The organism is Phaeovulum sp. (genome assembly GCF_041596715.1).
GTDB lineage: Bacteria > Pseudomonadota > Alphaproteobacteria > Rhodobacterales > Rhodobacteraceae > UBA6213.
In genome coordinates this window covers 1-23,874 of the sequence record NZ_JBFHIA010000013.1, presented here as the reverse complement: position 1 = coordinate 23,874, position 23,874 = coordinate 1, and the positions used below count along the sequence as shown (strand labels likewise).

General features: G+C 61.9%; 20 protein-coding genes. 18 read left to right on the top strand and 2 right to left on the bottom strand.

Going from position 1 to position 23,874, the window contains the following annotated elements:
- From ABY403_RS01930 to ABY403_RS01880, 11 genes are all read left to right on the top strand, one after another.
- Window positions 1-1,344, top strand: a 1,344-nt coding sequence (locus tag ABY403_RS01930; RefSeq protein ID WP_372838092.1) for an ABC transporter ATP-binding protein, incomplete at its 5' end; no start/stop codon positions are given.
- Entirely contained in the window at window positions 1,344-3,287 is a 1,944-nt protein-coding gene (locus ABY403_RS01925; RefSeq protein WP_372838090.1) for an ABC transporter ATP-binding protein, read from the top strand. The genes ABY403_RS01930 and ABY403_RS01925, both read left to right, overlap by 1 nt.
- Before the next feature lie 229 nt (window positions 3,288-3,516).
- Window positions 3,517-4,752 (top strand): alpha/beta fold hydrolase, encoded by a 1,236-nt coding sequence (locus tag ABY403_RS01920; RefSeq protein WP_372838087.1) that lies wholly within the window; start codon window positions 3,517-3,519, stop codon window positions 4,750-4,752.
- Between the two features lie 58 nt (window positions 4,753-4,810).
- Window positions 4,811-5,086, top strand: coding sequence for a hypothetical protein (locus ABY403_RS01915; protein ID WP_372838085.1), 276 nt, complete (start codon window positions 4,811-4,813; stop codon window positions 5,084-5,086).
- Between the two features lie 198 nt (window positions 5,087-5,284).
- Window positions 5,285-6,388, top strand: coding sequence for a transporter substrate-binding protein (locus ABY403_RS01910; RefSeq protein WP_372838082.1), 1,104 nt, complete (start codon window positions 5,285-5,287; stop codon window positions 6,386-6,388).
- Entirely contained in the window at window positions 6,385-6,993 is a 609-nt protein-coding gene (locus ABY403_RS01905; RefSeq protein ID WP_372838080.1) for an ANTAR domain-containing response regulator, read from the top strand. Before ABY403_RS01910 ends, ABY403_RS01905 begins: the two co-directional genes overlap by 4 nt.
- Window positions 6,971-7,870 (top strand): ABC transporter permease, encoded by a 900-nt coding sequence (locus ABY403_RS01900; RefSeq protein WP_372838078.1) that lies wholly within the window; start codon window positions 6,971-6,973, stop codon window positions 7,868-7,870. The genes ABY403_RS01905 and ABY403_RS01900 overlap by 23 nt, the downstream gene beginning before the upstream one ends.
- Window positions 7,870-8,790 (top strand): ABC transporter permease, encoded by a 921-nt coding sequence (locus ABY403_RS01895; RefSeq protein ID WP_372838076.1) that lies wholly within the window; start codon window positions 7,870-7,872, stop codon window positions 8,788-8,790. The genes ABY403_RS01900 and ABY403_RS01895 overlap by 1 nt, the downstream gene beginning before the upstream one ends.
- 32 nt (window positions 8,791-8,822) lie before the next feature.
- The gene (locus ABY403_RS01890) at window positions 8,823-10,454 is read left to right on the top strand and encodes an ABC transporter substrate-binding protein (RefSeq protein WP_372838074.1); all 1,632 of its coding nucleotides are present in this window, start codon (window positions 8,823-8,825) and stop codon (window positions 10,452-10,454) included.
- Window positions 10,444-11,388: an acetamidase/formamidase family protein gene (locus ABY403_RS01885; RefSeq protein WP_372838071.1), complete on the top strand. Its 945-nt coding sequence runs from the start codon at window positions 10,444-10,446 to the stop codon at window positions 11,386-11,388. Before ABY403_RS01890 ends, ABY403_RS01885 begins: the two co-directional genes overlap by 11 nt.
- The gene (locus tag ABY403_RS01880; RefSeq protein WP_372838068.1) at window positions 11,385-13,166 is read left to right on the top strand and encodes an ABC transporter ATP-binding protein; all 1,782 of its coding nucleotides are present in this window, start codon (window positions 11,385-11,387) and stop codon (window positions 13,164-13,166) included. Before ABY403_RS01885 ends, ABY403_RS01880 begins: the two co-directional genes overlap by 4 nt.
- A gap of 63 nt (window positions 13,167-13,229) precedes the next feature.
- Here ABY403_RS01880 and ABY403_RS01875 read toward each other — a convergent pair whose 3' ends face one another.
- Entirely contained in the window at window positions 13,230-14,612 is a 1,383-nt protein-coding gene (locus ABY403_RS01875; RefSeq protein WP_372838066.1) for an ATP-binding protein, read from the bottom strand.
- Window positions 14,609-15,268, bottom strand: coding sequence for a response regulator transcription factor (locus tag ABY403_RS01870; RefSeq protein ID WP_372838063.1), 660 nt, complete (start codon window positions 15,266-15,268; stop codon window positions 14,609-14,611). Before ABY403_RS01870 ends, ABY403_RS01875 begins: the two co-directional genes overlap by 4 nt.
- A 193-nt stretch (window positions 15,269-15,461) precedes the next feature.
- On the opposite strand from ABY403_RS01870, the gene ABY403_RS01865 reads away from it, so the two are divergent.
- The 7 genes from ABY403_RS01865 to ABY403_RS01835 all read left to right on the top strand — a co-directional run.
- Window positions 15,462-15,869 carry a hypothetical protein gene (locus tag ABY403_RS01865; protein WP_372838060.1) on the top strand — a complete coding sequence of 136 codons (408 nt, stop codon included), beginning with the start codon at window positions 15,462-15,464 and terminating at the stop codon, window positions 15,867-15,869.
- 22 nt (window positions 15,870-15,891) lie between these two features.
- Complete coding sequence (locus ABY403_RS01860) at window positions 15,892-16,362, top strand: DUF2271 domain-containing protein (protein WP_372838057.1); 471 nt, start codon at window positions 15,892-15,894, stop codon at window positions 16,360-16,362.
- A gap of 7 nt (window positions 16,363-16,369) precedes the next feature.
- On the top strand, window positions 16,370-18,568 hold the full coding sequence (locus tag ABY403_RS01855; RefSeq protein ID WP_372838054.1) for a PepSY domain-containing protein: 2,199 nt from the start codon (window positions 16,370-16,372) through the stop codon (window positions 18,566-18,568).
- Window positions 18,549-19,514: an FAD:protein FMN transferase gene (locus ABY403_RS01850; protein WP_372838052.1), complete on the top strand. Its 966-nt coding sequence runs from the start codon at window positions 18,549-18,551 to the stop codon at window positions 19,512-19,514. The genes ABY403_RS01855 and ABY403_RS01850 overlap by 20 nt, the downstream gene beginning before the upstream one ends.
- 225 nt (window positions 19,515-19,739) lie before the next feature.
- Window positions 19,740-20,348 (top strand): TetR/AcrR family transcriptional regulator, encoded by a 609-nt coding sequence (locus ABY403_RS01845; RefSeq protein ID WP_372838049.1) that lies wholly within the window; start codon window positions 19,740-19,742, stop codon window positions 20,346-20,348.
- Window positions 20,345-21,703, top strand: coding sequence for an efflux RND transporter periplasmic adaptor subunit (locus ABY403_RS01840; protein ID WP_372838046.1), 1,359 nt, complete (start codon window positions 20,345-20,347; stop codon window positions 21,701-21,703). Before ABY403_RS01845 ends, ABY403_RS01840 begins: the two co-directional genes overlap by 4 nt.
- The coding region (locus ABY403_RS01835; protein ID WP_372838043.1) for an efflux RND transporter permease subunit at window positions 21,700-23,874 on the top strand (2,175 nt) is incomplete at its 3' end. The genes ABY403_RS01840 and ABY403_RS01835, both read left to right, overlap by 4 nt.

Genomic DNA, 23,874 nt, shown 5'->3' with positions numbered 1-23,874 from the left:
CGGATCGTGCTGCTGTCGATCCTGATCGGTATTGGTGGCTATATGCTGCTTTCGACAGACCTGCTGCTTGGCCTCATGGCGCTGAGCTTTGTGCCGTTCGTGGCATGGCGGTCGTCGGTGACGCAGCTGACCTTGCGCGGCACTTGGTTAGAGCTGCAAGAGCGGCTTTCGGTCTTGAGCCGCGTGATGGAGGAAAACCTCGGCGGTATCCGCGTGGTGCGGGCCTTTGCCGCGCAACCGCACGAGATGCAGAAATTCGCGGTCGCCTCGGAAAGCGCGCTGACGCTGGCGCATCAACGTGTCGATATCCGGGTGCGCAATACCAGCGCTATGACACTGTCGTTCTTCATGGCGATGGGGTTGGTGCTATGGGTCGGCGGCAACAAGGTTGCCTCGGGGCAGATCACGGTGGGCACGCTCGCCTCTTTCTTGACCTTCATGACGATCTTGCAAATGCCGGTGCGCCAGCTTGGCTTGCTGGTCAATTCCTTTGCGCGCACCTCGACCTGTGGCGCGCGGATCTTTGCGCTGCTTGATCTGGAACTTGCGGTGCAAGACGCAGCCGACGCCCATGATCTGGCTGTGACCGAAGGCGTGTTGCGCTTCGAGAATGTCGATTTTTCCTACCCCGGCAACGATGGCCGCCCTGCCTTGCGCAACATCAGCTTTGAAGCACGGCGCGGCGAGACAATCGGCCTGATCGGCCCGCCCGGCAGCGGAAAAACCACCATCGCGCACCTGATCCCGCGGTTTTATGATGTGACGGGCGGGCGCATAACTATCGACGGGCAGGACCTTCGCAAGGTGACGCTGCATTCGCTGCGCCAAGCGGTTGCGGTGGTGCAGCAAGACGTGTTCCTGTTTACCACAAGCCTCGAAAACAACATCGCCTATGGCGACCCTTGGGCCAAGACCGACCGGATCGAGCGCGCCAGTGGCTCGGCGCAATTGCACCGTTACATCATGGGTCTGCCTTCAGGCTATCGCACCGTGGTTGGCGAACGCGGCGCTTCGCTTTCGGGCGGGCAGCGCCAGCGCATGTCGATCGCACGCACGCTGATGCTCAACCCCGCAGTGCTGGTATTCGACGATTCCACGGCGGCTGTAGACGCCAATACCGAACGCCAGATCCGCGACGAGATCAGAGAACACGCCAGCGAAAGGGTAACGATCATTGTGGCCCACCGGCTTAGCTCGCTGATGCATTCCGACCGCATCCTGTTCGTCGAAAAGGGCGAGATTGTGGAATCGGGCACTCATGACGAATTGCTGGCGCTGAGCGGGCGCTACCGGGCGCTTTATGATCTGCAAGTCCGCCCTGAAGCCAGCGGAGGCAAGGGCTGATGGCTGCTGAACAGGAAACCGAACGCAACGATGTGCGCGAAGATGGCCGCCGCCCGCCGCGCGCCGTGGTAGGCTCGCACCGCATCGAAGAAGAGATGTTCGGCCGGGTATTCGACCGCCGGATCGTCCGGCGGATCTGGGTTTTTGTGCGGCCTTACCGGCTGAAACTGGCGTTCGCCGTTGCTGCCGTTCTGCTTTTTACCGGCACGCAGCTCGCCATACCGCTGATCATCCGCCATGCCATCGACACCGGCCTTGGCGAAGGGGCCGAGGCGCGCTCGGCGCTGAACCTTTCGATGCTGGCCTTTGCAATTGCCATCGCGCTCAACTTTGCGGCCAGTTGGGTGCAGGAAAGCATCGTCGGCAAGACCGCTGAGAACGTGCTATTCGACATCCGCACCGCGATGTTCGGGCACCTGCAACGGGTGTCGCTGTCGTTCATGGACAAGACCGAGGTTGGCAGGCTGATGTCGCGCCTGCAAGGCGACGTCAACGCGATGCAAGAGTTTCTGGAAACCTCTGTGCTGTCGGTGGGCGATATCGTGCTTTTGTTCGGCATCGTGTTCCTGATGCTTTGGCTCAATGTCGAGCTAGGGCTACTGACGCTTGCCGTTCTGCCGGTGCTGTTCGTGGTGCGCATCTTTTGGTTGCCGCGCGCGCGCCTGGCCTTCATGGCGGCCCATGAATCGAACTCGGTCGCCAATGGTGCGCTGGCCGAGGCAATTCACGGTGTGCGCACGGTACAAAGCATGGACCGCCAGAAGGTCAACTTTGCGCTTTATGATGACAAGGCCAGCATCAACCTGCGTGCCCACCGCAAGGCGGCGAAATATGCGCAGGTGATGGTGCCAATCGTTGACAGCCTCACCGGCATCGCCATGGCGGTGCTGGTCGTGGTCGGCGGCTCGATGGTGCTTGACCAGCGGCTGGACGTGGGCGTGATGGTTGCGTTCCTGTTCTATATCCAGCGGTTTTTCGACCCGATCCGGTCGCTGACCATGCAGTATTCGGTGATGCAGCGGGCCATGGCATCGGGGCAGCGGCTGACCGAGGTGCTGGACGTGCCGGTCGATATCACCGACGCGCCAGACGCCATCGAGCTTGGGCCCGACATGGATGGATCGGTCGAGTTTCGGGATGTGACCTTTGGCTACAACCCGGCGTTGCCGATATTGAAACACGTCAGCTTTCGCGTGAACCCCGGAGAGACGGTGGCGCTGATCGGCCCGACCGGATCGGGTAAATCGAGCGCGATGGCGCTTGCGCATCGTTTCTATGATGTGCAGCAGGGTCAGGTTCTGGTCGGCGGGCACGATGTGCGCGCGGTCACGCAAGCCTCGCTCGGGCGCCAGATCGCGATGGTCTTGCAAGAACCTTTCCTGTTCACCGGGACGGTGCTGGAAAATATCCGCTTCAACAAAACCGATGCCAGCCGCGAAGAGGTGGTTGCGGCGGCTGTTGCGGTGGGCGCGCATGATTTCATCATGGCGCTGCCGCAAGGCTACGAGACGATGATGGGCGAGCGTGGCGGAAGCCTGTCGCTGGGTCAGCGCCAGCTTGTCAGCTTCGCCCGCGCGTTGGTAGCCGATGCCAAGATCCTCGTGCTCGACGAAGCAACAGCCAGCATCGACAGCTACACCGAAATGCTGATCCAGAAGGCGCTGCAAACGCTGTTGCAGGGGCGCACCGGGCTTGTCATCGCCCACCGCCTTGCGACTATCCGCGATGCAGACCGGATCATCGTTCTGGCCAATGGCGAGTTGATCGAGCAGGGCAGCCATGACGAGTTGATCAAATCAGGCGGGCTTTACGCGAGCCTCTACTCGATGAGTTACGCGTCCTTTGACGACATCCCGTTGGCAGAGGCCACCGCCGCCGCACCGCGATCAGCGCAACCAGATGCCCCCGCACCCGGCAAGCGCGCCACGGATTCGTCCACCTGACCGGTGAGGCTGGCTTCCGCGCTGGCAGGCAGCGTCAAAAGTGCTGCATGTGTGACGGTAGCCGTATTTCGGCCGATGTAACGCAGCACCTTCTGAAAGGTCTTTCTTCTATAAAGCACGAGAGGCGACTTTGTCAGATGCGTGCTAAAAGGATGTTACCCACCGCGCCCGGGCCAAGATTGGCGGCACCTTGCGATACTTTGTTCGACCATCCAGCAGGAGGTTTGTCATGCGCAGCGAAAAAGTCAGTTTCAACGGAGCTTCGGGGGCCGCTCTTGCCGCGAGGCTTGATCGCCCCGAAGGGCCCATCCGTGCTGCGGCCATACTTGCGCATTGCTTTACCTGCTCAAAAGACATTGCTGCGGCGCGGCGCATAGCTGGTCGCCTTGCGGCGCTTGGCATTGCGGTGCTGCGTTTTGATTTCACCGGACTCGGCCATTCGCGTGGTGAGTTTGCCAGCACGAACTTTTCGTCAAACGTGGCCGATCTGGTCTCTGCGGTCGAGTGGATGGCGGCGGCGGGTATGCCCGCGCAGATTCTGATCGGGCATTCGCTGGGCGGTGCTGCGGTCATCGCGGCCGCGCCGGGGATTTCCGGCTTGCGCGCAGTGGTCACTATCGGTGCGCCGTCAGACCCCGCGCATGTCGCGCAAAACTTTGGTGGCAAGCTAGATGAAATCCGCAGCACAGGTGCGGCGACGGTTACCTTGGTTGGACGCAGCTTTGAAATCCGCCGCCAGTTTCTGGAAGATATCGCCCAAGCCTCGCTTGATGGCGCGCTACCAAAACTAGGCGCTGCTTTGCTGGTGCTGCACGCCCCACGCGACGAGGTGGTGAGCATCGAAAACGCCAGCGCGATCTTTCAGCGCGCGCGGCATCCTAAAAGTTTCATTTCGCTTGATAACGCCGACCACATGCTGAGCCGCGAGGAAGATGCCGAATACGCCGCTGACGTTATTTCCAGCTGGTCTAGCCGTTACCTTGATCTGGCACCCGAAGCGATACCCGCCGGGGCACCCGAAGGCGTGGTTCGGGTGGCCGAGGCCGAGGCATCGGGGTTTCGGCAAGATATCCTGATCGGCGGGCGGCATCAGATTGTGGCGGATGAACCGGCAAGCCTAGGTGGCACTGACCTTGGACCCAGCCCCTACCAGTTGCTATCCGCAGCGCTGGGCGCATGTACGACAATGACGATCCGCATGTACGCCCGCCGCAAGGGCATAGAGCTGACGCAGCTCAGTTGCGACGTGACCCACAACAAGCGCCACCTCGAAGACAGCGAGAACAGTGAAACGGCAAAACCCAAGGTCGACGTGTTCCGCCGCACCATCTATCTGCACGGCACGCTTTCCGAGGAGGAGCGTGCCTCGCTTCTGGCAATTGCCGAAAAATGCCCCGTGCATCGCACCTTGCACGCCACCGCCCAAATTGAAACCGCACTGGCCGAAGAGCCGGGGCCCACTTGATCCTGCCCGTCGGGGGTATTGCGCACCGCCATGATGTCTTGCCCCGTAACGGCTTTGGATGGTCGAACCAGAAGAGTTGTGGTCACGCGCCTTTGGCCGTCTTGACCACGATTTGCCAAAGCGCACGCGGCCTTTGCGTGGGGCGTGCCCGCTCGGGCAGGCGGTTGCACGGGGTATTGCACCGCAACTTGCGCTTCACAGAGGTTCAGGCACCTTCATCGTAACCGCGCACATCAACCCGGTGCTGCACAATGGCGGGCCCGCGATCAATGCGAAATGCCGCGGATTCGGTGGCGTTGTGCAAGCCGAAGTTTTCCGACTGCTTGCTACCTAGGCAGTTGGCTGGTCACTTGCCGCCAAGTTGGGCAACCCCTTTTGCAACGGCTTTTCGATTGTATCGGGTCTTGACGCACTTCGCGTTCTCTCCCCTAATAGCCGGATAACCGGAGCGATACCGGGTGGCATTCGAGCCCCGTACCCAGCCCACGTCTAGTGGAGCCAGGTGCGGGGTTTTGTCTTTTGGGGGATACCGTTGCGAAAGCGCGTTGAAATCGGCCTGCTCTATTCGCGTGAAGGCAATTACGCGCGAATCTCCGAGGCGTGCCGTCTGGGTGCCCTTAGTGCCATCGAGGCGATCAACACCACCCCCGATTCCGGTTCGGAGCTGATCGCTATCGAGCGTGACCCGCGCGGCAATATCGACCTCTATCAACCGCTCTGCACCGAAATCCTGCGCGAAACATCTGCGCGCCATGTGGTTGGCTGCGTCACCTCATGGAGCCGAAAGGAAGTTATTCCCGCACTCGAGAAAGCCGGCGGTACTTTGTGGTATGCTTGCCCCTACGAGGGCTTCGAGGCGTCGGACAGTGTTGTCTATACCCATGCCTGCCCGAACCAACACCTGCTGCCGCTGCTGCAGTGGGCCTTTCCGCGATACGGCAGGCGGGGCTATCTGACGGGCTCGAATTATATCTGGGGGTGGGAGATGAACCGCGTCGCCCGAGATCAGATCGCAGCCGCGAATGGCGCGGTCTTGGGCGAGCGGTACCTGCCGATCGGTGACGTGGACGTATCGCGCATCATCGACGAAATCCGCGCCACGCGCCCCGATTTTATTCTCAATTCGCTTATAGGCCCGTCGTCCTATCGCTTCCTGCAAGCCTATGCCGAACTTGGGCGCGAAGACGCGCATTTCACCGCGGCGACCTGCCCGGTGTTGTCGTGCAACCTGACCGAATGTGAGCTTGGTGAACTTGGCGCGGCGGCAGAGGGCCTGATTTCGGTTGGACCGTATTTCAACGACGCGCAGGCACAATTGCCGGGCGCAGGCCCGGGCTTTGGCTCTTCGCTTGAGGCGGCGGCGTATTCGGCGGTTTTCATGCTGGCGGGTTTGCTTGCGCAGCCCGATACGCGCGAAGCGGCAAGTCTTGGCGAGCTTTTGGCCGGTTCGGGTGCCGCACGTTCCGGGATCGACCCCGAGACACATCACGTCGCGCTGCCGGTTCTGATCGCGCAGGTCGAAGGCGGGCGGTTCCGCGTTCGGGAAAGTTGGCACAAGGTGGCCGCCGACCCTTACCTTTCGCACAGCGACCGCATTCCTGCCGCGCGGCGCCCCAGACTTTCGGTGGTAAGATGACGCGGCGCGTTCACATTCCCAATCTTGGCGGGGCGCAGGCGGCCATTCTGCACCGCCCGCATGTAACGGTGGTGGCGCTTACGCGCCAACTTGCGGCGATCGGGCTAGAGGTGACGCAGCATTGGCCGGACCTTGGTTCTAGCGCGCTTGCGGCGGATTTCGTCTTTTTCGACGCAGATCTGGGGCATGACGAGCAATTTCCGTGGAAGCCCGGTGCCGCACCGATGCCGATGATTGCGCTGATCGGGTCAGAGGCACCGGGGCGCATCGAATGGGCGCTCAATCATGGGGCAGATGCGCAGTTGCTCAAACCAGTGGGCGATAGCGGCGTTTATAGCGCCCTGCTGATCGCCCAGCAGAGCTTTGAGGCGCGCCGTGAGCAGGCGGCCAAGATTGCTGGTCTGCGCGCGCGCCTGGCTGACCGCCAGACCGTCGTGCGCGCGGTCGTGCTGCTTGCCGCGCGCGGGCGCAGCGAGGCCGATGCCTATGACCATTTGCGGCAGCTGGCGATGACCCGGCGCGAAACCATCGAGCAAGCGGCGCACCGGGTCGTGGCGCAATTTTCACAAGACGGAGGCCGGAATGACCGAAGCGAGCATTCCTGAAAACCTGCCTCCAAGAACTGGCCAACCGCGCAGTGCGCTTTCTCGTCTGCTGGCGCGTAAAATGGCGCTGGTGGGTCTGGCGATGATTGTCCTTACCGTTCTGGGGGCGATTTTTGCGCCGTGGTTGACCCCGTATGAGCCGGACATGCAGATGTTCGACGGGCTGACCATCGAAGGCGCGCCGCTGCCGCCGGGTGGTGCGTTTGTGTTCGGCACAGACCTGCTGGGGCGTGATCTGTTGACCCGCATCCTTTATGGCGCGCGCACCTCGCTGATCATCGGCGTTGCCGCAAACGGTCTGGCGCTGTTGATCGGTACGCTGGTGGGCATTACCGCAGGCTATTTCAGGGGCTGGGTCGGCAGCGTGCTGATGCGGTTCACCGATCTGATGATGGCGTTTCCCGCGCTGTTGCTGGCCATTTGCCTTGCCGCGATCTTTCAACCCTCGCTGTGGATCGTTGCGCTGGTCATTGCGATGGTGAACTGGGTGCAGACCGCGCGTGTGCTTTATACCGAAACCACCTCGCTTGCGACGCGCGAGTTTATCGCGGCAGAGCGCACGCTTGGCGCGGGCACCCTGCGCATCTTGTTCCGGCATATCCTGCCGCATCTTGTGCCGACCATCATCGTCTGGGGCACGCTGGGTATTTCAACCACGGTTCTGCTAGAGGCGACGCTTAGCTTTCTTGGCATTGGCGTGCAGCCCCCGACCCCAAGCTGGGGCAACATCATCTTTGAAAACCAGACCTATTTTCAGGCGGCCCCGTGGCTGGTGTTTCTGCCCGGTGCGGCAATTCTGATGCTGGCGCTGGCGTTCAATCTGGTCGGCGACGCGTTGCGCGATGTGCTCGACCCCACGCAGAGGGGGCGCGACTGATGGTAGCCTATCTTATCCGCCGACTGTTTCAGGCCGCACTCATCCTGCTTGGCGTATCGTTGGTGACGTTCTTTCTGCTCTACCTGCTGCCCGCCGATCCGGTGCGCCAGATTGCCGGGCGGTCTGCCACCGCGCAAACCGTGCAGAACATCCGCGAGCAGCTTGGCCTCGATCAGCCGTTCATAGTGCAATACTGGCGCTATCTCACAGGTCTTGTGCAGGGTGATTTCGGCCGTTCGTATTTGCAGAAATCCGAGGTCGCGGTGCTGATCTGGGCGCGGCTGCCTGCAAGCCTTTTGCTTATGGCGGGTGCAATCGGGTGTGAATTGCTGCTGGGCCTGACGATGGGCATCGTCGCGGCGCTGCGGCGCGGAAGCATGACCGACCAATCGCTGATGATCACCTCGTTCGTCGGCGTTTCGGCACCGCAGTTCGTGGTCGGCCTGCTGCTGCTTTATGTCTTTGCAGTCAGGCTTGGCTGGTTTCCGATTGGCGGCTACGGCACGTTCCGCCACCTTGTGCTGCCGTCGCTGACGCTGGGGATACTCGGGTCGGGCTGGTATAGCCGGATGATGCGTTCGTCGATGATCGACGTGCTCAGGCAAGACTATATCCGCACCGCGCGCGCCAAAGGCCTTGCTCGCCGCCGCGTCATCTTTCGCCACGCGCTGCCCAACGCGATTTTGCCCATCATCGCGATGATTGGCATCGATATCGGCATTTTCATGGGCGGCATCGTGGTGGTGGAAAGCGTCTTTGGCTGGCCCGGTATCGGCCAGCTTGCGTGGCAGGCCATTCAGCGTGTCGACATCCCGATCATCATGGGCGTCACGCTGGTTTCGGCCTGCGCCATCGTGCTTGGCAACCTGCTGGCCGACCTCGTGACCCCGTTTATCGACCCCCGCATCCGCTTGCGGTGACACCAAACCACAACAACCGACAGGAGAGAAAAATGAGACTCTGGTTAACCTCTACCGCGCTGGCTCTTTCGCTCGCCGTTCCTGCGATCGCACAGGACTACGTGCCCGACCCGATGGCGAAACAGGGGGGCAGCATAATCATCACCTACAAGGATGATGTGGCAACGCTTGACCCGGCGATCGGTTATGACTGGCAAAACTGGTCGATGATCAAGTCGCTGTTCGACGGGCTGATGGACTACGTGCCCGGCACCACGAACTTGCGCCCCGGCCTTGCCAGCAGCTACGAGATTTCTGCTGACGGCACGGTGTTCACCTTCAAACTGCTTGCTGGCGTTAAGTTCCACAACGGCCGCGAGATGACGGCCGAAGACGTGAAATACTCGCTCGACCGCGTGACCAATCCGGCAACGCAAAGCCCCGGTGCAGGCTTCTTTGGCTCGATCAAGGGTTATGATGCGGTGGCAGATGGCTCGACCACCTCGCTTGAGGGTGTCGAGGTCATCGACCCGCTGACGGTGCGCATTACGCTTTCGCGGCCCGATGCGACCTTCCTGCATGTCTTGGCGCTGAACTTTGCCTCGGTCGTGCCGAAAGAGGCGGTCGAGGCGGCGGGTGCCGATTTCGGCAAGGTTCCGGTTGGCACCGGCGCTTTTAAACTTGAGGAATGGACGATTGGCCAGCGGCTGGTCTTTGCCCGCAACACCGACTACTGGCGTGCTGGCGAACCCTACCTTGACCAGATCACCTTCGAGGTTGGGCAAGAGCCGATCGTGGCGCTGCTGCGTCTGCAAAACGGCGAAATCGACGTGCCCGGCGACGGGATTCCTCCGGCGAAGTTTACTGAAGTGATGGCCGATCCGGCGCAAGCGGCGCGGGTGGTCGAGGGCGGGCAACTGCACACCGGCTACATCACCCTGAACGTCAAGATGCCGCCCTTCGATAATCTGGCGGTGCGTCAGGCCGTGAACATGTCGATCAACAAGGACCGGATCGTGCAGATCATCAACGGTCGCGCGGTGCCCGCAACACAGCCCCTGCCGCCCTCGATGCCGGGCTACACGCAGGATTACGCAGGCTACGCCTTCGATCCTGAAGCCGCCAAGAAAATGCTGGCCGATGCCGGTTTCCCGAATGGCTTTGAAACCGAGCTTTTCGTGATGAACACCGACCCGAACCCGCGCATCGCGCAGGCGATTCAGCAAGACCTCTCGAACGTCGGTATCAAGGCCTCACTCAAGTCTCTGGCGCAGGCCAACGTCATCGCGGCTGGTGGCGAAGAGGATCAAGCGCCGATGATCTGGTCTGGCGGCATGGCGTGGATTGCCGACTTCCCGGACCCGTCCAACTTCTACGGCCCGATCCTTGGCTGTGCGGGCGCAGTGCAGGGCGGCTGGAACTGGTCGTGGTATTGCAACCCGACACTGGACGATGAGGCGGCCAAGGCCGACAGCATCACCGACCCTGCGAAAGTCGATGAGCGCATGGCGATGTGGTCTGACATCTACATGAAGGTAATGGCCGATGCGCCTTGGGTGCCGGTGTTCAACGAACAGCGATACACCATGAAATCGGCCCGTATGGGTGGCGCAGACGCGCTTTACGTCGACCCGGTCTCGATCCCCGTCAACTATGATTATGTGTATGTAACCGATGTGCAATAACTGCAAATACACCATTCACGGTGCGCAGCACCACTTCGGCTGGGACAACTCGATTGTCCCAGCCGAAAGGGTGGAACCCGGATCGACGATCCTGTTCCACTGCCTTGATAGCTCGGCGGGCCAACTTGGCCCGTCGTCCACGGTCGAAGATGTCAAATCGCTCGACTTCGCCAAGATCAACCCGGTAACGGGCCCGATCTTCGTTGAAGGCGCGCAACCCGGCGATGCGCTGAAGATAACCATCGACAGCTTCGCACCTTCGGGTTTTGGCTGGACGGCAAACATCCCCGGCTTCGGGTTGCTGGCCGACCAGTTCACCGAGGCGGCGCTGACGATCTGGAAATACGACCCAGCCAGCATGGCCCCCGCTTTGTTCGGAAGCGCCGGGCGTGTGCCGCTGAAACCGTTTGCTGGCACCATCGGCAACGCTTTGGCCGAGCCGGGGCTGCATTCCATCGTTCCGCCCCGGCGGGTTGGTGGCAACCTCGACATTCGCGACCTTGCGGCGGGTACGACGCTTTATCTACCGGTCGAGGTGGCGGGCGCGCTGTTCAGCGTGGGTGATACCCATGCCGCGCAGGGCGATGGCGAGGTCTGCGGCACGGCGATCGAAAGCCCGATGGATGTGGTGCTGACACTCGATCTGGTGAAAGGCGCGAAGCTCAAGACCCCGCGCTTCACCACTCCGGGGCCCGTGACGCGCCACCTTGATGCAAAAGGCTACGAGGTGACAACGGGCATTGCACCCGACCTTATGTCTGCCGCGCGCGATGCGGTGGCGGGGATGGTTGATCTGCTGTGTGCGACGCGCGGAATGTCGGCGGTAGACGCCTATATGCTGGTGTCGACCTGCGGCGATCTTCGGATCAGTGAGATCGTCGATATGCCGAACTGGGTGGTGTCGTTTTACTTCCCGCGCTGCGTGTTCGAATGACCAACGCGGCAACATCAAGGTCCGGGGCCGCAAAGGCCCCGGACGGCGCGCCGGTTCTGGCGGTGCAGGGCTTGACGGTTTCGGTCAAGACCGAGGCAGGGTTGCTGCCTTTGGTCAGCGACCTTTCGTTTGATCTGGCGCGTGGCGAGACCCTTGCGATCGCCGGGGAATCGGGGTCTGGAAAATCGATCACCTCGCTCGCCATCATGGGCCTGTTGCCGCCGCCCGCCGTGCGCGTGACGGCTGGGCAAATCCACTTGGGTGCAACCGAACTGACCGGTCTGCCCGAGGCACAGATGCAGTCGATCCGTGGCAACCGGATTGCAATGATATTTCAAGAACCGATGACCTCGCTCAACCCGGTGATGTCAATCGGGCGGCAATTGACCGAAGCGCTGGAAGCGCATGAGGTTTTATCGCGCGCCGAGGCGCGCGCGCGCGCGCTTTCGGCGTTGAAGGCGGTGCGCATTTCACAGCCCGAACGGCGTATGCGCCAGTATCCGCACGAGCTTTCGGGTGGTATGCGCCAGCGCGTGATGATCGCCATGGCAATCGCGCTGCGCCCCGATGTGCTGATCGCAGACGAGCCGACCACGGCGCTTGATGTGACGGTGCAGCGCGAGGTGTTGGACCTTTTGCGCGATTTGCAGCGCGAAATGGGCACCGCGATCATACTGATTACCCACGACATGGGGGTGGTTGCCGAAATGGCCGACCGTGTGGTGGTCATGCAGTCTGGCCGCATGGTCGAGCAAGGATCGGTCGGCGCGGTGTTCCATGCGCCACAGCAGCCCTACACCAAGGCGCTTTTGGCCGCCGTGCCGCGCATGGGCCGTGGCACGGGCGAAACGACGGCTTTGCCGGGCGGTGCGCCGATCGCGCGGTTGCGGGGGTTGCAAGTGCGGTTTGACTTGCGCGGCGGCCTCTTGGGGCGCGTCACGCACCGTGTACATGCGGTCGAAGGCGTCGATCTGGATATTCAGCGCGGCGAAACTTTTGCTTTGGTTGGCGAAAGCGGTTGCGGCAAGTCTACCTTGGCCAAGGCGATGGCCGGCCTTGTGAAGTTTGACGGCCAGATCGAGATTGACGGCACCTCGCTTGCCGGGTTGGGGCGCGCGCAGATCAAGGCGCTGCGCCGCAATGTGCAAATGATCTTTCAAGACCCGATGGCATCGCTCGACCCACGCATGCGGGTTGGCGATCTTGTGGCAGAGCCGATGGTCATTCATGGAATCGATGATCGCGCGCAGCGCGAGGCGCGGGTTGAGGCGCTGTTCGAGCGTGTCGGGCTGTCGAGCGACCAGATGTATCGTTACCCGCACGAGTTTTCTGGCGGGCAACGGCAGCGCATCTGCATCGCCCGCGCCTTGGCGCTGCAACCAAAGCTGATCATCGCGGACGAAAGCGTTTCTGCGCTGGATGTTTCGGTTCAGGCGCGGGTGCTAGACCTCTTGCGCGCGCTGAAGCAAGAGTTCGGCATCGCCTATCTGTTCATCAGTCACGACATGGCGGTGGTTGAAAACATCGCCGATCGGGTGGCGGTGATGTATCTGGGGCAGATCGTCGAAATGGGCAGTCGCGCGCAAATCTTCGGAAACCCGCAACATCCCTATACGCGCCGCTTGATCGAGGCGGTGCCGGTGCCGGACCCCGAGCATATTCGCCCACCGCAATCGCGCCTTTCGGGCGAGGTGCCAAGCCCGATGCGCGCCGTGGGCGATGCGCCGCAGCGCGCGGCGCTGCGCGATATCGGGGCCGGGCATCTGGTCGCGCCGTAACGCGGGGCTAGCATACGCGGCAGGTCTGAAAGCGCTGTGGTGCAGGCTGGCAGCGTTGCTAGATCAGGCAGTGGGTAGCGCGAAATGCGCCTCAAAACCGCGGGTTCGCCCAGCCGCGGGCGAGACCAGTGTCAGCGACCCGCCAGAGCGCTTGGCAATCGTCTGCACAATTGCCAGCCCCAATCCGGCCCCATCAACCGATTGCGTCGCGCGCGTGAACCGTTCGGTGATCCGCGCCAGCGACTCGGGGGGCAAAGGATCGCAATCGTTGATGACACTGAGCCCGGTGTCGGCTGCAAGGGTCACTTCTACCGGGGTTCCGGGCGTGCTGTGGCGCAGCGCGTTTTCGATCAGGTTGCGCGCGAGAATACCAAAGGCGTCGGGGTCCAGATGCGAAAGCACGGGGTCTGGTGGTAAACGGTGGCGCAAACGTGCGCGTTGCTCACGGTCAAAATCGCGCAGGACAATTTCAAGCACCGGGCGCATGTCGGTCGGATCAGGGGTGCTCAGCCTCGCCCCCTCGGCGCGCGCCAGTTGCATAAGCTTGACCGACAGACTGTTAAGCCGTTTCAGCGTGGTCTCGATTCCCAGCGCGCGATCGGCAGCCTGCGCATCGCGGGTTTCGCTTCGCAGCCTTTGCGCCTGCGCGATCGCCCCGGCGACCGGGGTGCGCAGCTCATGTGCGGCATGGGCGGCAAAGCTGCGTTCAGCCTCGAACGCCGCGCGGAGCCGATCAAGCAACAGGTTCATGCCTTTGACGATTGGGGCAAGCTCGCTTGGCAGCCGATGGTCAGGCAAGGGTGCAAGATTGTCTGGCCCGCGCTGTGCGAGGTCGCCGCGCAAGCGGCGCACCGGGGTAAGGGTCTGACGCACCACCAGAAAAATCGCGAGGAGTGTCAGCGGGATAACCACCACTAGCGGCAACGCCAAGCTAAGTTGCGTTTCCCGTGCTAGTGCGGCGCGGCGAGACAACGGCTCTGCCACGATGATGGTCAGATCGTGCGACCTGTCGGTAAAGAGGCGCATGGTATCGGTGCTGCTGAAGCCCGGCGTTCCGTCGCTTTGCAGTGTTTCAGATGCATCGTCGTCGGAATGCAGGATCACCCTGCCATCACGGTTGCGCACGACATAACTGAGGTATTCAACGCGCCTGTTCAGGTCATCAACGCGTTTGCTCAGATCAGTGTCGCGTTCGTCTTGGTCGTCGTCGCGTTCGTCCAATGCCTCGACGCGGGGTTCACGGGCTTCTTCGGGGTGATATCGTTGATCGCGCGCGGCCAGTGGCAAGATGCGCTCTGCAGCATCTGCCAAGGCGTCGTCCGAGATCACTTCCATTTGTTGGCCGAGCAGTTGCGCGGTGAAAGTGGCAGCAAGCAGCCACAGCACGGTGACACTGACACCCAACACAAGGGCAAGCCGCAGTTGCAGCGACCGCGGCGCCCTCATGATTTGCCCAACCGATAGCCAAGCCCGCGTTCGGTTTCGATCATGGCGTGCCCAAGCTTTTTGCGCAGCCGCGAGACATGCACCTCGATCGCATTGCTTTCGACACTGTCATCGAATGAATAGAGGTGTTCTTCCAGCATCGCTTTGGAAAGCAACTGGCCGGGGCGCTGCAAGAATGCTTCGAACAGCACCCATTCGCGCGCGGTCAACGAAACCGGCTTGCCTTCTTTGTGCAGTCGGCGCGCGGCGAGGTCCACTTCCAGCGGGCCAAGGTTGATGATCGGGTTCGGGTTGCCCGTATAGCGGCGGGCGACCGAACCGATGCGGGCCGACAACTCCTCCAGATCAAAGGGCTTCACCAGATAGTCGTCTGCCCCCGCGTTCAATCCCTCGATGCGGTCCGAAACCTGATCGAGCGCGGTCAGAATGATGACCGGCGTCACTTCGCCCCGCCCGCGCATACGGCGCAAGAAGGGAATGCCGCGCCCATCGGGAAGCATGAGGTCCAACAGCACCAGATCAAAACTGCCCGCGCGCAGGCCCGCGTCTGCCTCGTCGAGCCGCGTGACCCAATCGACCGAGTGGCCGTCGGCGCGGATCTGGTCACGCACGGCGGCGCCCAGAACGGTGTCATCTTCGATAAGCAGAACGCGCATGGTCGGCCTTACTTCGCTAGCTACGGGACTACTGCCCCTTCAGTCTGACGGGAAGCTTAAGTTAAGCGCGTTCTGGCGATTTTTCATCAGGCCGCGAACCTTACGCGAAGCTGAAGCAGTTTTCTTGAAACCGTCAGCCTGCGATCAGACCGGCGCGCGAAAACGCCGCCATCGACGATCTCAGGAGACGATCATGGCAAAGCAACTACAGCGGAAAGTGGGCGTCGCAGCCGTGGCCCTTGCGGCCATTCTGGCTCTTCCCGTTTTTGCACAAGATACCACGGCCCTCGCCGAGCAGGCAGCGCAGCGCTTGAAGGCCGCCGCTGCCAACCCAGCCGATGCCTGTGCTGGCATGACAGAAGAGCGCAACGGCTGGTTCGACAGGATCGGCGGCATTTTCGAGCATGACGATGATGACGACGATGATGATGACGACCGTGGCCGTGGCCGTGGGCATGGGCATGACCATGACGATGATCGCCAAGCGCGCGACAATCTGGGCTGCATCCCCACCGATCAGAGCGCCACGCAAAACGGCAGCCAGCCGCCCGCCAACGGGCTTTTCAACCCCGGCAGCGCGCCGCGTGCGCAGCTCAACTAACCTCAAATAACAGGAAACACCGATGAAACCGCTTTGGACCGTTCTGGCGCTGACCACCGCCCTCACCTTGCCCTCAATCGCCGCCGCGCGAGAGGTGACGTTGACCACCACTTTGCGCGAGTATCGCGGCGAAAACGCCTTTCTTGCGCTTTATATGACTGATGCCAGCGGCGCCTATGTCGGCTCTCTCTGGCTCGCGGCGAGCAAGGCGCGGTGGTATGACAGCCTTTCAGATTGGTATCGCGCAACCGGGGGCAGCTATGCCGAGGTCAGCGGCATTACCGGCGCAAGTGTCGGGGCTGGGCGCACACTGACGGTTACGCTTGATCTGGCCGATGCGCTGATTGATGCGGGCTATCAGATTCATATCGATACCGCAGTTGAGCATCTCTATTCGAGCCCGTCCGAAATCGTTGTGCCCTTGACCAGCGAAGGCGCGGGCACGCCGGTCGCGGGGCGCGCGATCATCGACTCGTTCACCTATTCGATGTGAGGCACCGATGAGCCGCATTCTGCACCGTTGGGCAGCGCTGCCGCTGGCGCTTGTTCTGTCGCTTGTGGCCATCAGCGGCGCGTGGCTTTCGCTTTTGCCGCTGAATGTGGCCGGCGCGGGCGACAGCTCGCTCGACCTCGGGCAGTTTGCGGCGCAAGTGGTCGCGGCGGTCCCGGCGACCGAACAAATCCGCCGCACGCCCGCAGGGCAGGTGACAGCGGTGTCGTTTGACCCTGCGGTGGGCATGGTTGAAACCGTGATCGATCAAGCCAGCGGCGCGGCGCTTGGGCCGGTGGCTGAAACGCCATTTGCCACTTGGGTGCTCGATCTGCATCGCGCGCTGTTTCTGGGCGATGCCGGGCGGATTGTGGTAATCGTGGCAAGTCTTGCGATGGTGGCGCTGGTGGTCAGCGGCCTCGCGCTTGCGGCGCGGCGCATGGGTGGCTGGCGCGCGATCTTCTTGCCTGTTCGCGGTGGCGCGGCCTCAGGGCGCTGGCATTTGATGATCGCGCGGCTGGGGGCACCTGCGCTTGTGCTTTCCTCACTGACGGCGCTCTGGATGGCGGGGGCCACCTTTGGCATCGTGCCTGAAGGAACGATGCCGCCAGAAATGACGCCGGTCAGCGGCACAACCGGCATGCGGCTGGATGCGATGTCCGCGCTTGCAGGCGTGCCCGTGACCGATCTGCTGCAACTGCAATTTCCTCGGGCGGGGGATGCCAACGCTATCTACACGCTCGAAACCACTGCGGGCATTGGCTACATCGACCAAGGCACCGGCGCGCTGCTGGGCTGGGCCGACCGTTCGCTAACTGACCGCATCATGGATACGGTGCATCTGTTGCACACCGGCGAGGGTGCGGCGCTGCTGGGCCTGCTGCTGGGGCTTTCGGTGTTGGCGATGCCACTGCTTTCGGGCACAGGGATTGCCGTCTGGCTCGCAGGGCGCAGCCGCAAGCCAAAGCTGAAGAACACCGCCGCCGAAGAGGCCGAGACAATAGTGCTGGTCGGCAGCGAGGGCGGCACGACATGGGAGTTTGCCCGTGCGCTGCAAGCTGCCATCACCGCAGCGGGTGGCACGGTGCACTTGGCCCCGATGTCGGATTTTGAACCCGCGCGTTACCGCGCTGCGCGGCGCGTGGTGGTGATGGCCGCAAGCTACGGCGACGGTGATGCGCCAGCCTCGGCCAAGGGCTTTCTCGACCGGGTAGGGCAGATGCCCAAGCCCCCAGCTGCGCCACTTGCCGTGCTGGGTTTTGGCGACCGCGCATTTCCCAAGTTTTGCGCCTATGCCGAAGCGGTTGCGCGCGCGGCCGAAGCCGCCGGGTGGCACATGCTGATGCCGATGGACTATATCGACGCGCAGGCGCAGGCCCCGTTCAAGACTTGGGTCGGCAGATTGGCTGACGCAATGGGTGTTTCGCTGGATCTGCACGCGCCGGCCTCGCACGAAGAAATGGTTACGCTGCAACTGATCTCGCGGCGCGATTTTGGCGCGCAGTCGCAGGCTCCGACCTCGATCCTGCGGTTTCAGTTGCCGCGGATTTCGCTGATGGACCGTTTGCGCAAGCGTGGTTTTGCGCGCTTTGCCGCGGGCGATTTGCTGGGTGTGCTTCCCGTTGGCGACAGCCGCCTGCGGTATTATTCGCTGGCCTCGGGAATGCAGGATGGCTTTGTTGAAATCTGTGTGCGCAAGCAACCGGGGGGGCTTTGTTCGGGGCAACTGACATCTCTCAACCCCGGCGATCAGGTGCGCGCGCTGCTGCGCCCGAACCCGGGCTTCCACGCCGCCGAAGGGCCCGAGCCACTGATCTTGATCGGTGCCGGGGCGGGGGTAGGGCCGTTGGCGGGGTTTGCCCGGGCCAACCGCCAGAAGCGGCCGATCCATCTGTATTTCGGCACACGCAGCGCGGAGGGCGAGATGTTGTTTGGCAGCGAACTGACCGAATGGCGCGCTGAGGGACGGCTGGCTTCGCTAACCACTGCATTCTCGCGCAGTCAGCCACGCACCTACGTGCAGGATGCGCTGCGCCAAGATGGCGCGCGCGTGGCCTCGTTGATTGCGCAAGGCGCGCGGGTGATGATCTGCGGAGGCCGAGACATGGCCCTTGGCGTGGCCGAGGCATTCGACGAAATCCTTGCACCGATGAACCTGAACCCGGTGCTATTGAAGGCCGAGGGGCGATATGTTGAAGACATCTTCTGAGACCGGATCCGCAGTGCTGAGCGGTGCCACCATGGGCACGCGCTGGTCGGCGCATCTTGACGCGGTTGACGCGGCGGACCTTGCGGTTGTCGAGGCCGCGATGGCCGCCGCGGTGGCAGAGGTCGATGCGCAAATGTCGCTCTGGCAACCGCAAAGCGATCTGATGCGGCTCAACCAGGCCAAGCCCGGCGATTGGGTGCCGCTGCCCACGCGGTTGCTGACGGTTCTTGCAGCCGCGCTCGATATCGGGCGCGCATCGGGCGGGGCTTTCGAAATTGGCATGGGCGATGCGGTGGCGGCTTGGGGTTTTGGCCCCGCGCCGGTCAGCAATGCGGCCATCGGTGCGGCACTCACCGCCGTGCGCAGGCCCGCGCATATGGTGCTAGAGCTTGACCCGGCCCAAGGCCGCGCCCGCAAGCATGGGCCATTGACGCTGGATCTTAACGGGATCGCCAAGGGTTATGGCGTGGACCGGCTGGCCGAGGTGGCGCGTGCGCATGGGTTGCGGCACGCGCTTCTGGCGATTGACGGCGAATTGCGCGCGTTGGGCGGGCGGGCCGATGGCCGACCTTGGGCGGTTGCAGTTGAGCGGCCAGACCACGACCGCCGCGCCGCAGAGGCGCTGGTGGAGTTGAGCGAGGCGGCGGTGGCGACCTCGGGCGACTATCGCCATTGGGTCACAGTCGGCGCGCAGAAACTGTCGCATACGATGGATCCCGAGCGTGGCGCACCGCTACGCACAAGCCCTGCATCGGTTACGGTGATGGCACCCGATTGTATGCGGGCGGATGCTTGGGCAACCGCGCTGATGGTGATGGGCGAGGAAAAGGGGGCTGCATTTGCGAAAACCCTCGGCCTCTCTGCGCTTTTCCTGAGCCGCGGGCCGCAAGGCATAACGCAGCGCAAGGTGGGACCCGTCTTCGACACAAGGTCGAGCCGCGCGTAAGTGCCGCGCCTTTATTCTGTAAGACAATCGCGATCAGCCTCTTCGTGAAAGCCGTGCAAAAGCGCGGCTGTCTGCACATGACAAAAGCGCCATTGCGCTATTGAAACGCGCGCGGAGCAGAATTAGTTATACAGCTATAACTAATTCAGAGGCCGCGCCCATGAATCGCCACGCATCACATCCTTTCAAGACCCGCCGACCCAGGCTTGCCAAGGCGTGCGCATCATGAGCGAGCGCAAATCTTCCGAAGACAGAAAGGCCGAAATCTTGGCCGCGACACTGGCCTTGGCTTTCGAGGTGGGGCCGGCACAGGTGACCACCGTCATGATTGCTGCAAGGCTGGGCCTTACCCAACCCGCGATCTACAAGCATTTTCCCAAAAAAGAAGACGTCTGGCGCGCAGTTAGTGAAGAACTTTACACGCGCATCACCGAGAATGCGCAGCAGGAAAAAGTGGCGGGGCTTTCCCCGTTGGACGCGCTGCGAAAATTGGTGATGAGCCACATAGAGTTGGTTGCACAAACCCCGGCCCTGCCTGAGATCATGGTGTCGCGCAACCCGACTGGCGATCTGACAGATGCGCGTGGCCGCATTCAGGCGGCGATGGGGCAGCTTCGTCGTGCCGTGACCCGAGAACTCGACCGGGCGCGGGCTGCGGGCCAACTGCGAGAGGGATTGCGCACAGAAGACGGCATCACGCTCGTGTTCGGGGTCATTCAGATCTTGGCGTTGCAGTTGATCGTGACACGCAACCCGGCCCCGCTTGCGCAAGAAGGAAAACGCCTGCTCGATTTGCAATTGTCGCTCTTTGCGGGCGAAGGAGATGACGCATGAAGACCGGTTTCAAACTTGTCCTGATCACGCTGCCTATTGCTGCTATGGGCGCCGGCATTCTGGCTTTTGTCGTTTCAAACCGCCCGCCGCCCGCGCGGATAGAACTTGCCGAGCGCGCCTACGCAGTAAGGGTAATCGCCGCCGAAACCCATACCATAACCCCGACCTACACAGGATTTGGTCTGGTTACGCCCGCGCGCACATTCGAGGCAATCGCAGAGGTTGGCGGAATCGTCGAATACGTAAACCCGGCACTGCGGGACGGGCAGATTCTGCCTGCCGGTTCTGTGCTGGTGCGCGTGTCGCCTGCCGATTTCAACTTGGCGATCGCCCAAGCCAAAGCCAACATCCGGGCCGCCGAAGCGCGCTTGGCCGAGATTGACGTGTCCGAGGCGAACCAGCGCGCGGCATTGGAGATCGAGCGCGAAGTGCTTGCGGTGAAAACCGCCGATCTGGCGCGCGCCGAAGCATTGCTGGCAGCAGGAACAGCCCCGCAAACTGCGCACGACAACGCCCGTGCAGCACATCTGGTTCAGCGCCAGAAGGTGCAGAGCATTGAAAGCGCGCTTGCGTTGCTGCCGACACAGCGTGCCGTCCAACGCGAGCAAATCGCGGTCTACGAGGTAAATCTTGCCAGCGCCGAGCGGAACCTTGAACGCAGCGAACTGACGCTGCCTTTCCCTGCGCGGGTTACGGCGCATACGGTCGAAGTTGGGCAACTGCTGAAGCCGGGTCAGACCGCCGCTATTCTTGACGGTATCGACCAGGCCGAAGTCGTGGTGCAGGTTCCGCTGAGCGAATTGCGCAATCTGATGCAAATGGACGCGGCGCATTCCACACTCTTGCCGATGGACCCTACTCGCATGGGAGAAGCGCTTCGCGAAATGGGGCTTCAGGCAAAGGTGAAGCTGCGGGTGGGCGACGACATCGTGGACTGGCCCGGCAGGGTTGATCGGATCAGCGGCGGCATCGACCCAAGAACCGGCACCGTCGGTGTGGTTGTGCAAGTGGACGCGGCCTATGAGCAGGCAGATTCCGGCAACCGCCCGCCGCTTACGAAAGGCCTGTTCGTCGATGTCGTGCTAAGCGCACCGCCGATCACTGGCACCGTTCTGCCACGCAGTGCGCTACATGACGGGCGGGTTCTAATTGCCGACGCGGACAACCGGATGCGCCTGATCGCGGCAGAGCCGCAATTCGCACAAGGCGAGATCGCGCTTTTCACAGGCGGGGTCCAGGCTGGCGATCTTGTTTTGCTAAGCGCCCCCAGCCCCATGATCGAGGGGCTATTGCTGGACCTGCATCCCGAAACCGACATGATGCCCCGCCTGCTGGTTGAGGACGCCGCGCAATGATCCGGTTTTTTGCAGCGCACCCGACCATTGCCAACTTGTTGATGATTTTGATTCTGGCGGCCGGGTTGCTTGTCAGCCCGACCTTGCTGCGCGAAACCTTCCCGCGCGCGGAACCCAACGAGGTAGAGATCAGTGTGCCCTATCCGGGTGCGCGCCCAGAAGACGTGGAAACCGCCATTTGCGAGCGTATCGAAAACGCGCTGGACGCGGTCACCGGCATCGACCGGCAAAGCTGCGAAGCCCGTGAAAACTCGGCCCGTGCAGTGGTAAGAATGCGTGAAGGCGACGATTTTCAGGCCTTTGTGGCTGATGTGAAGTCCGAAATTGAAGCAATCACCGATTTTCCTGACCGGGCCGAGCCCGCGCAGGTCAAACCGCTTGGCCTGACAGATTTCGTCGCGTCGGTTGCGATCACCGGGCCGTTGGAGCGCACAGACCTGAAGGACTATGCCGAGCAGATCCGAACCGGCATGTTGCGTTGGGGCGGAATACCCAAGGTGGATATCAGGGGTTTCTCGACCCGAGAAATACAGATCAACCTGCGCCCCGACGACTTGCAGAAGTTTGGAGTCTCGGTCGCAGATGTCGCGCGCACCGTGCAGGCGAGCAGCCTTGATGTGCCCACCGGAAGTATCGAAACCGCGACCGAAACCCTGCTTATCCGGGTGGTCGAGGAACGGCGCGATACGGCTTCGTTGGCGGCGCTGATCGTGCGGTCTTCGGCCGAGGGTGGGCAAGTGCGGCTTGGCGACATTGCCGATTTGACGGAAGGGTTCGCGCTAGATGACGACGTGATCCTGTTTGACGGAAAGCCCGCCGCAATACTCGACATTTCCAAGACCCGCGCTGAAGACAGTCTGCGCACGCTGGATGCGCTGAAGGCTTATCTCGAGGTTGAAAATGCGCAGGCACCTGACGGCGTGACGCTGGAAATCACCGCAGACGCGGCATCGGTTGTGCGCGAGCGATTGACGCTGGTGGTGGTCAACGGCGTGCAGGGGCTGGCGCTTGTATTTCTGGTGTTGTGGCTGTTTTTCGGGTTCCGCTTCTCGTTCTGGGTGGCGATGGCGTTGCCGGTCTCGTTCATGGGTGGCGTCGCGCTTATGGGCCTTGTCGGGTATTCACTAAACTTGATGACGACTCTTGGCTTGCTGATTGTGATCGGCCTGCTGATGGATTCTGCCATCGTGATCGCTGAAAACATCGCCCTGCTGCGCCAGAAAGGCCTTAGTCCGTTGGAAGCCGTTGTCGAAGGAACGGCACAGGTGTTCCCAAATGTGCTTGCTTCCTTCGGCACGACGGCGATGGTTTTTGGCTCTCTTGCCTTTCTGTCTGGCGACTTGGGTGTGGTTTTGCGCGTGGTTCCGGTCGTGATGTTGTTCGTGCTGGCGGTATCGCTGGTCGAAGCCTTCCTGATTTTGCCGCACCATCTAATTCATAGTCTGGAAAATCCGGCACATGAGAAAGGCTTGGGCGCGCAGATCGAGAAGGCGATGGACTGGATTCGTGATCGGCTGGTCGGAACGCTTGTCGACCTTACCATCCGCTGGCGATACGTCATTGCCGGGGTCAGCTTTGCGATGCTGCTGGTTTCAACCAGCATGTTGGCGGGCGGGTATCTGAAGTTCACCGCTTTTCCGGAACTTGACGGCGATACCATTGTGGCGCGGGTTCTATTGCCGCAAGGCACGCCGCTATCGCGCACCGATCAGGTCGTGGCGCAGCTTGAGGCCGGTCTGCGCGAGGTTGATGCGATTCTGACGCCACAGCAGCCCGGCGGCGCGGGGCTTGTCCAACACGTCTCGGTTTTTCACGGCCTGAACAAGGATGCATTCGAGACGGGCGCGCATGTGGTTACGGTCAGTGTAGACCTTCTGCCATCGAGCGAACGCGTCAGCACCCCGGATGAGATCATGGCGCTGTGGCGCGACATCGTCGGGCCGGTGCCCGATGTGATCAGCCTCAAATATTCAGAAAGTACCATCGGCCCTGCCGGTATTGCGATCGACCTGCATTTGAAGGGCGATGACCTTGGCGCGCTGAAGGCCGCATCGATCGAGTTGCAGGACTGGCTCTGGCAGTATGAGGGGGTCACTTCGATTCTGGACGACCTGCGCCCGGGCAAACGCGAACTGCGCATCACGCTGAATGAAGCAGCCGGGCCGATGGGG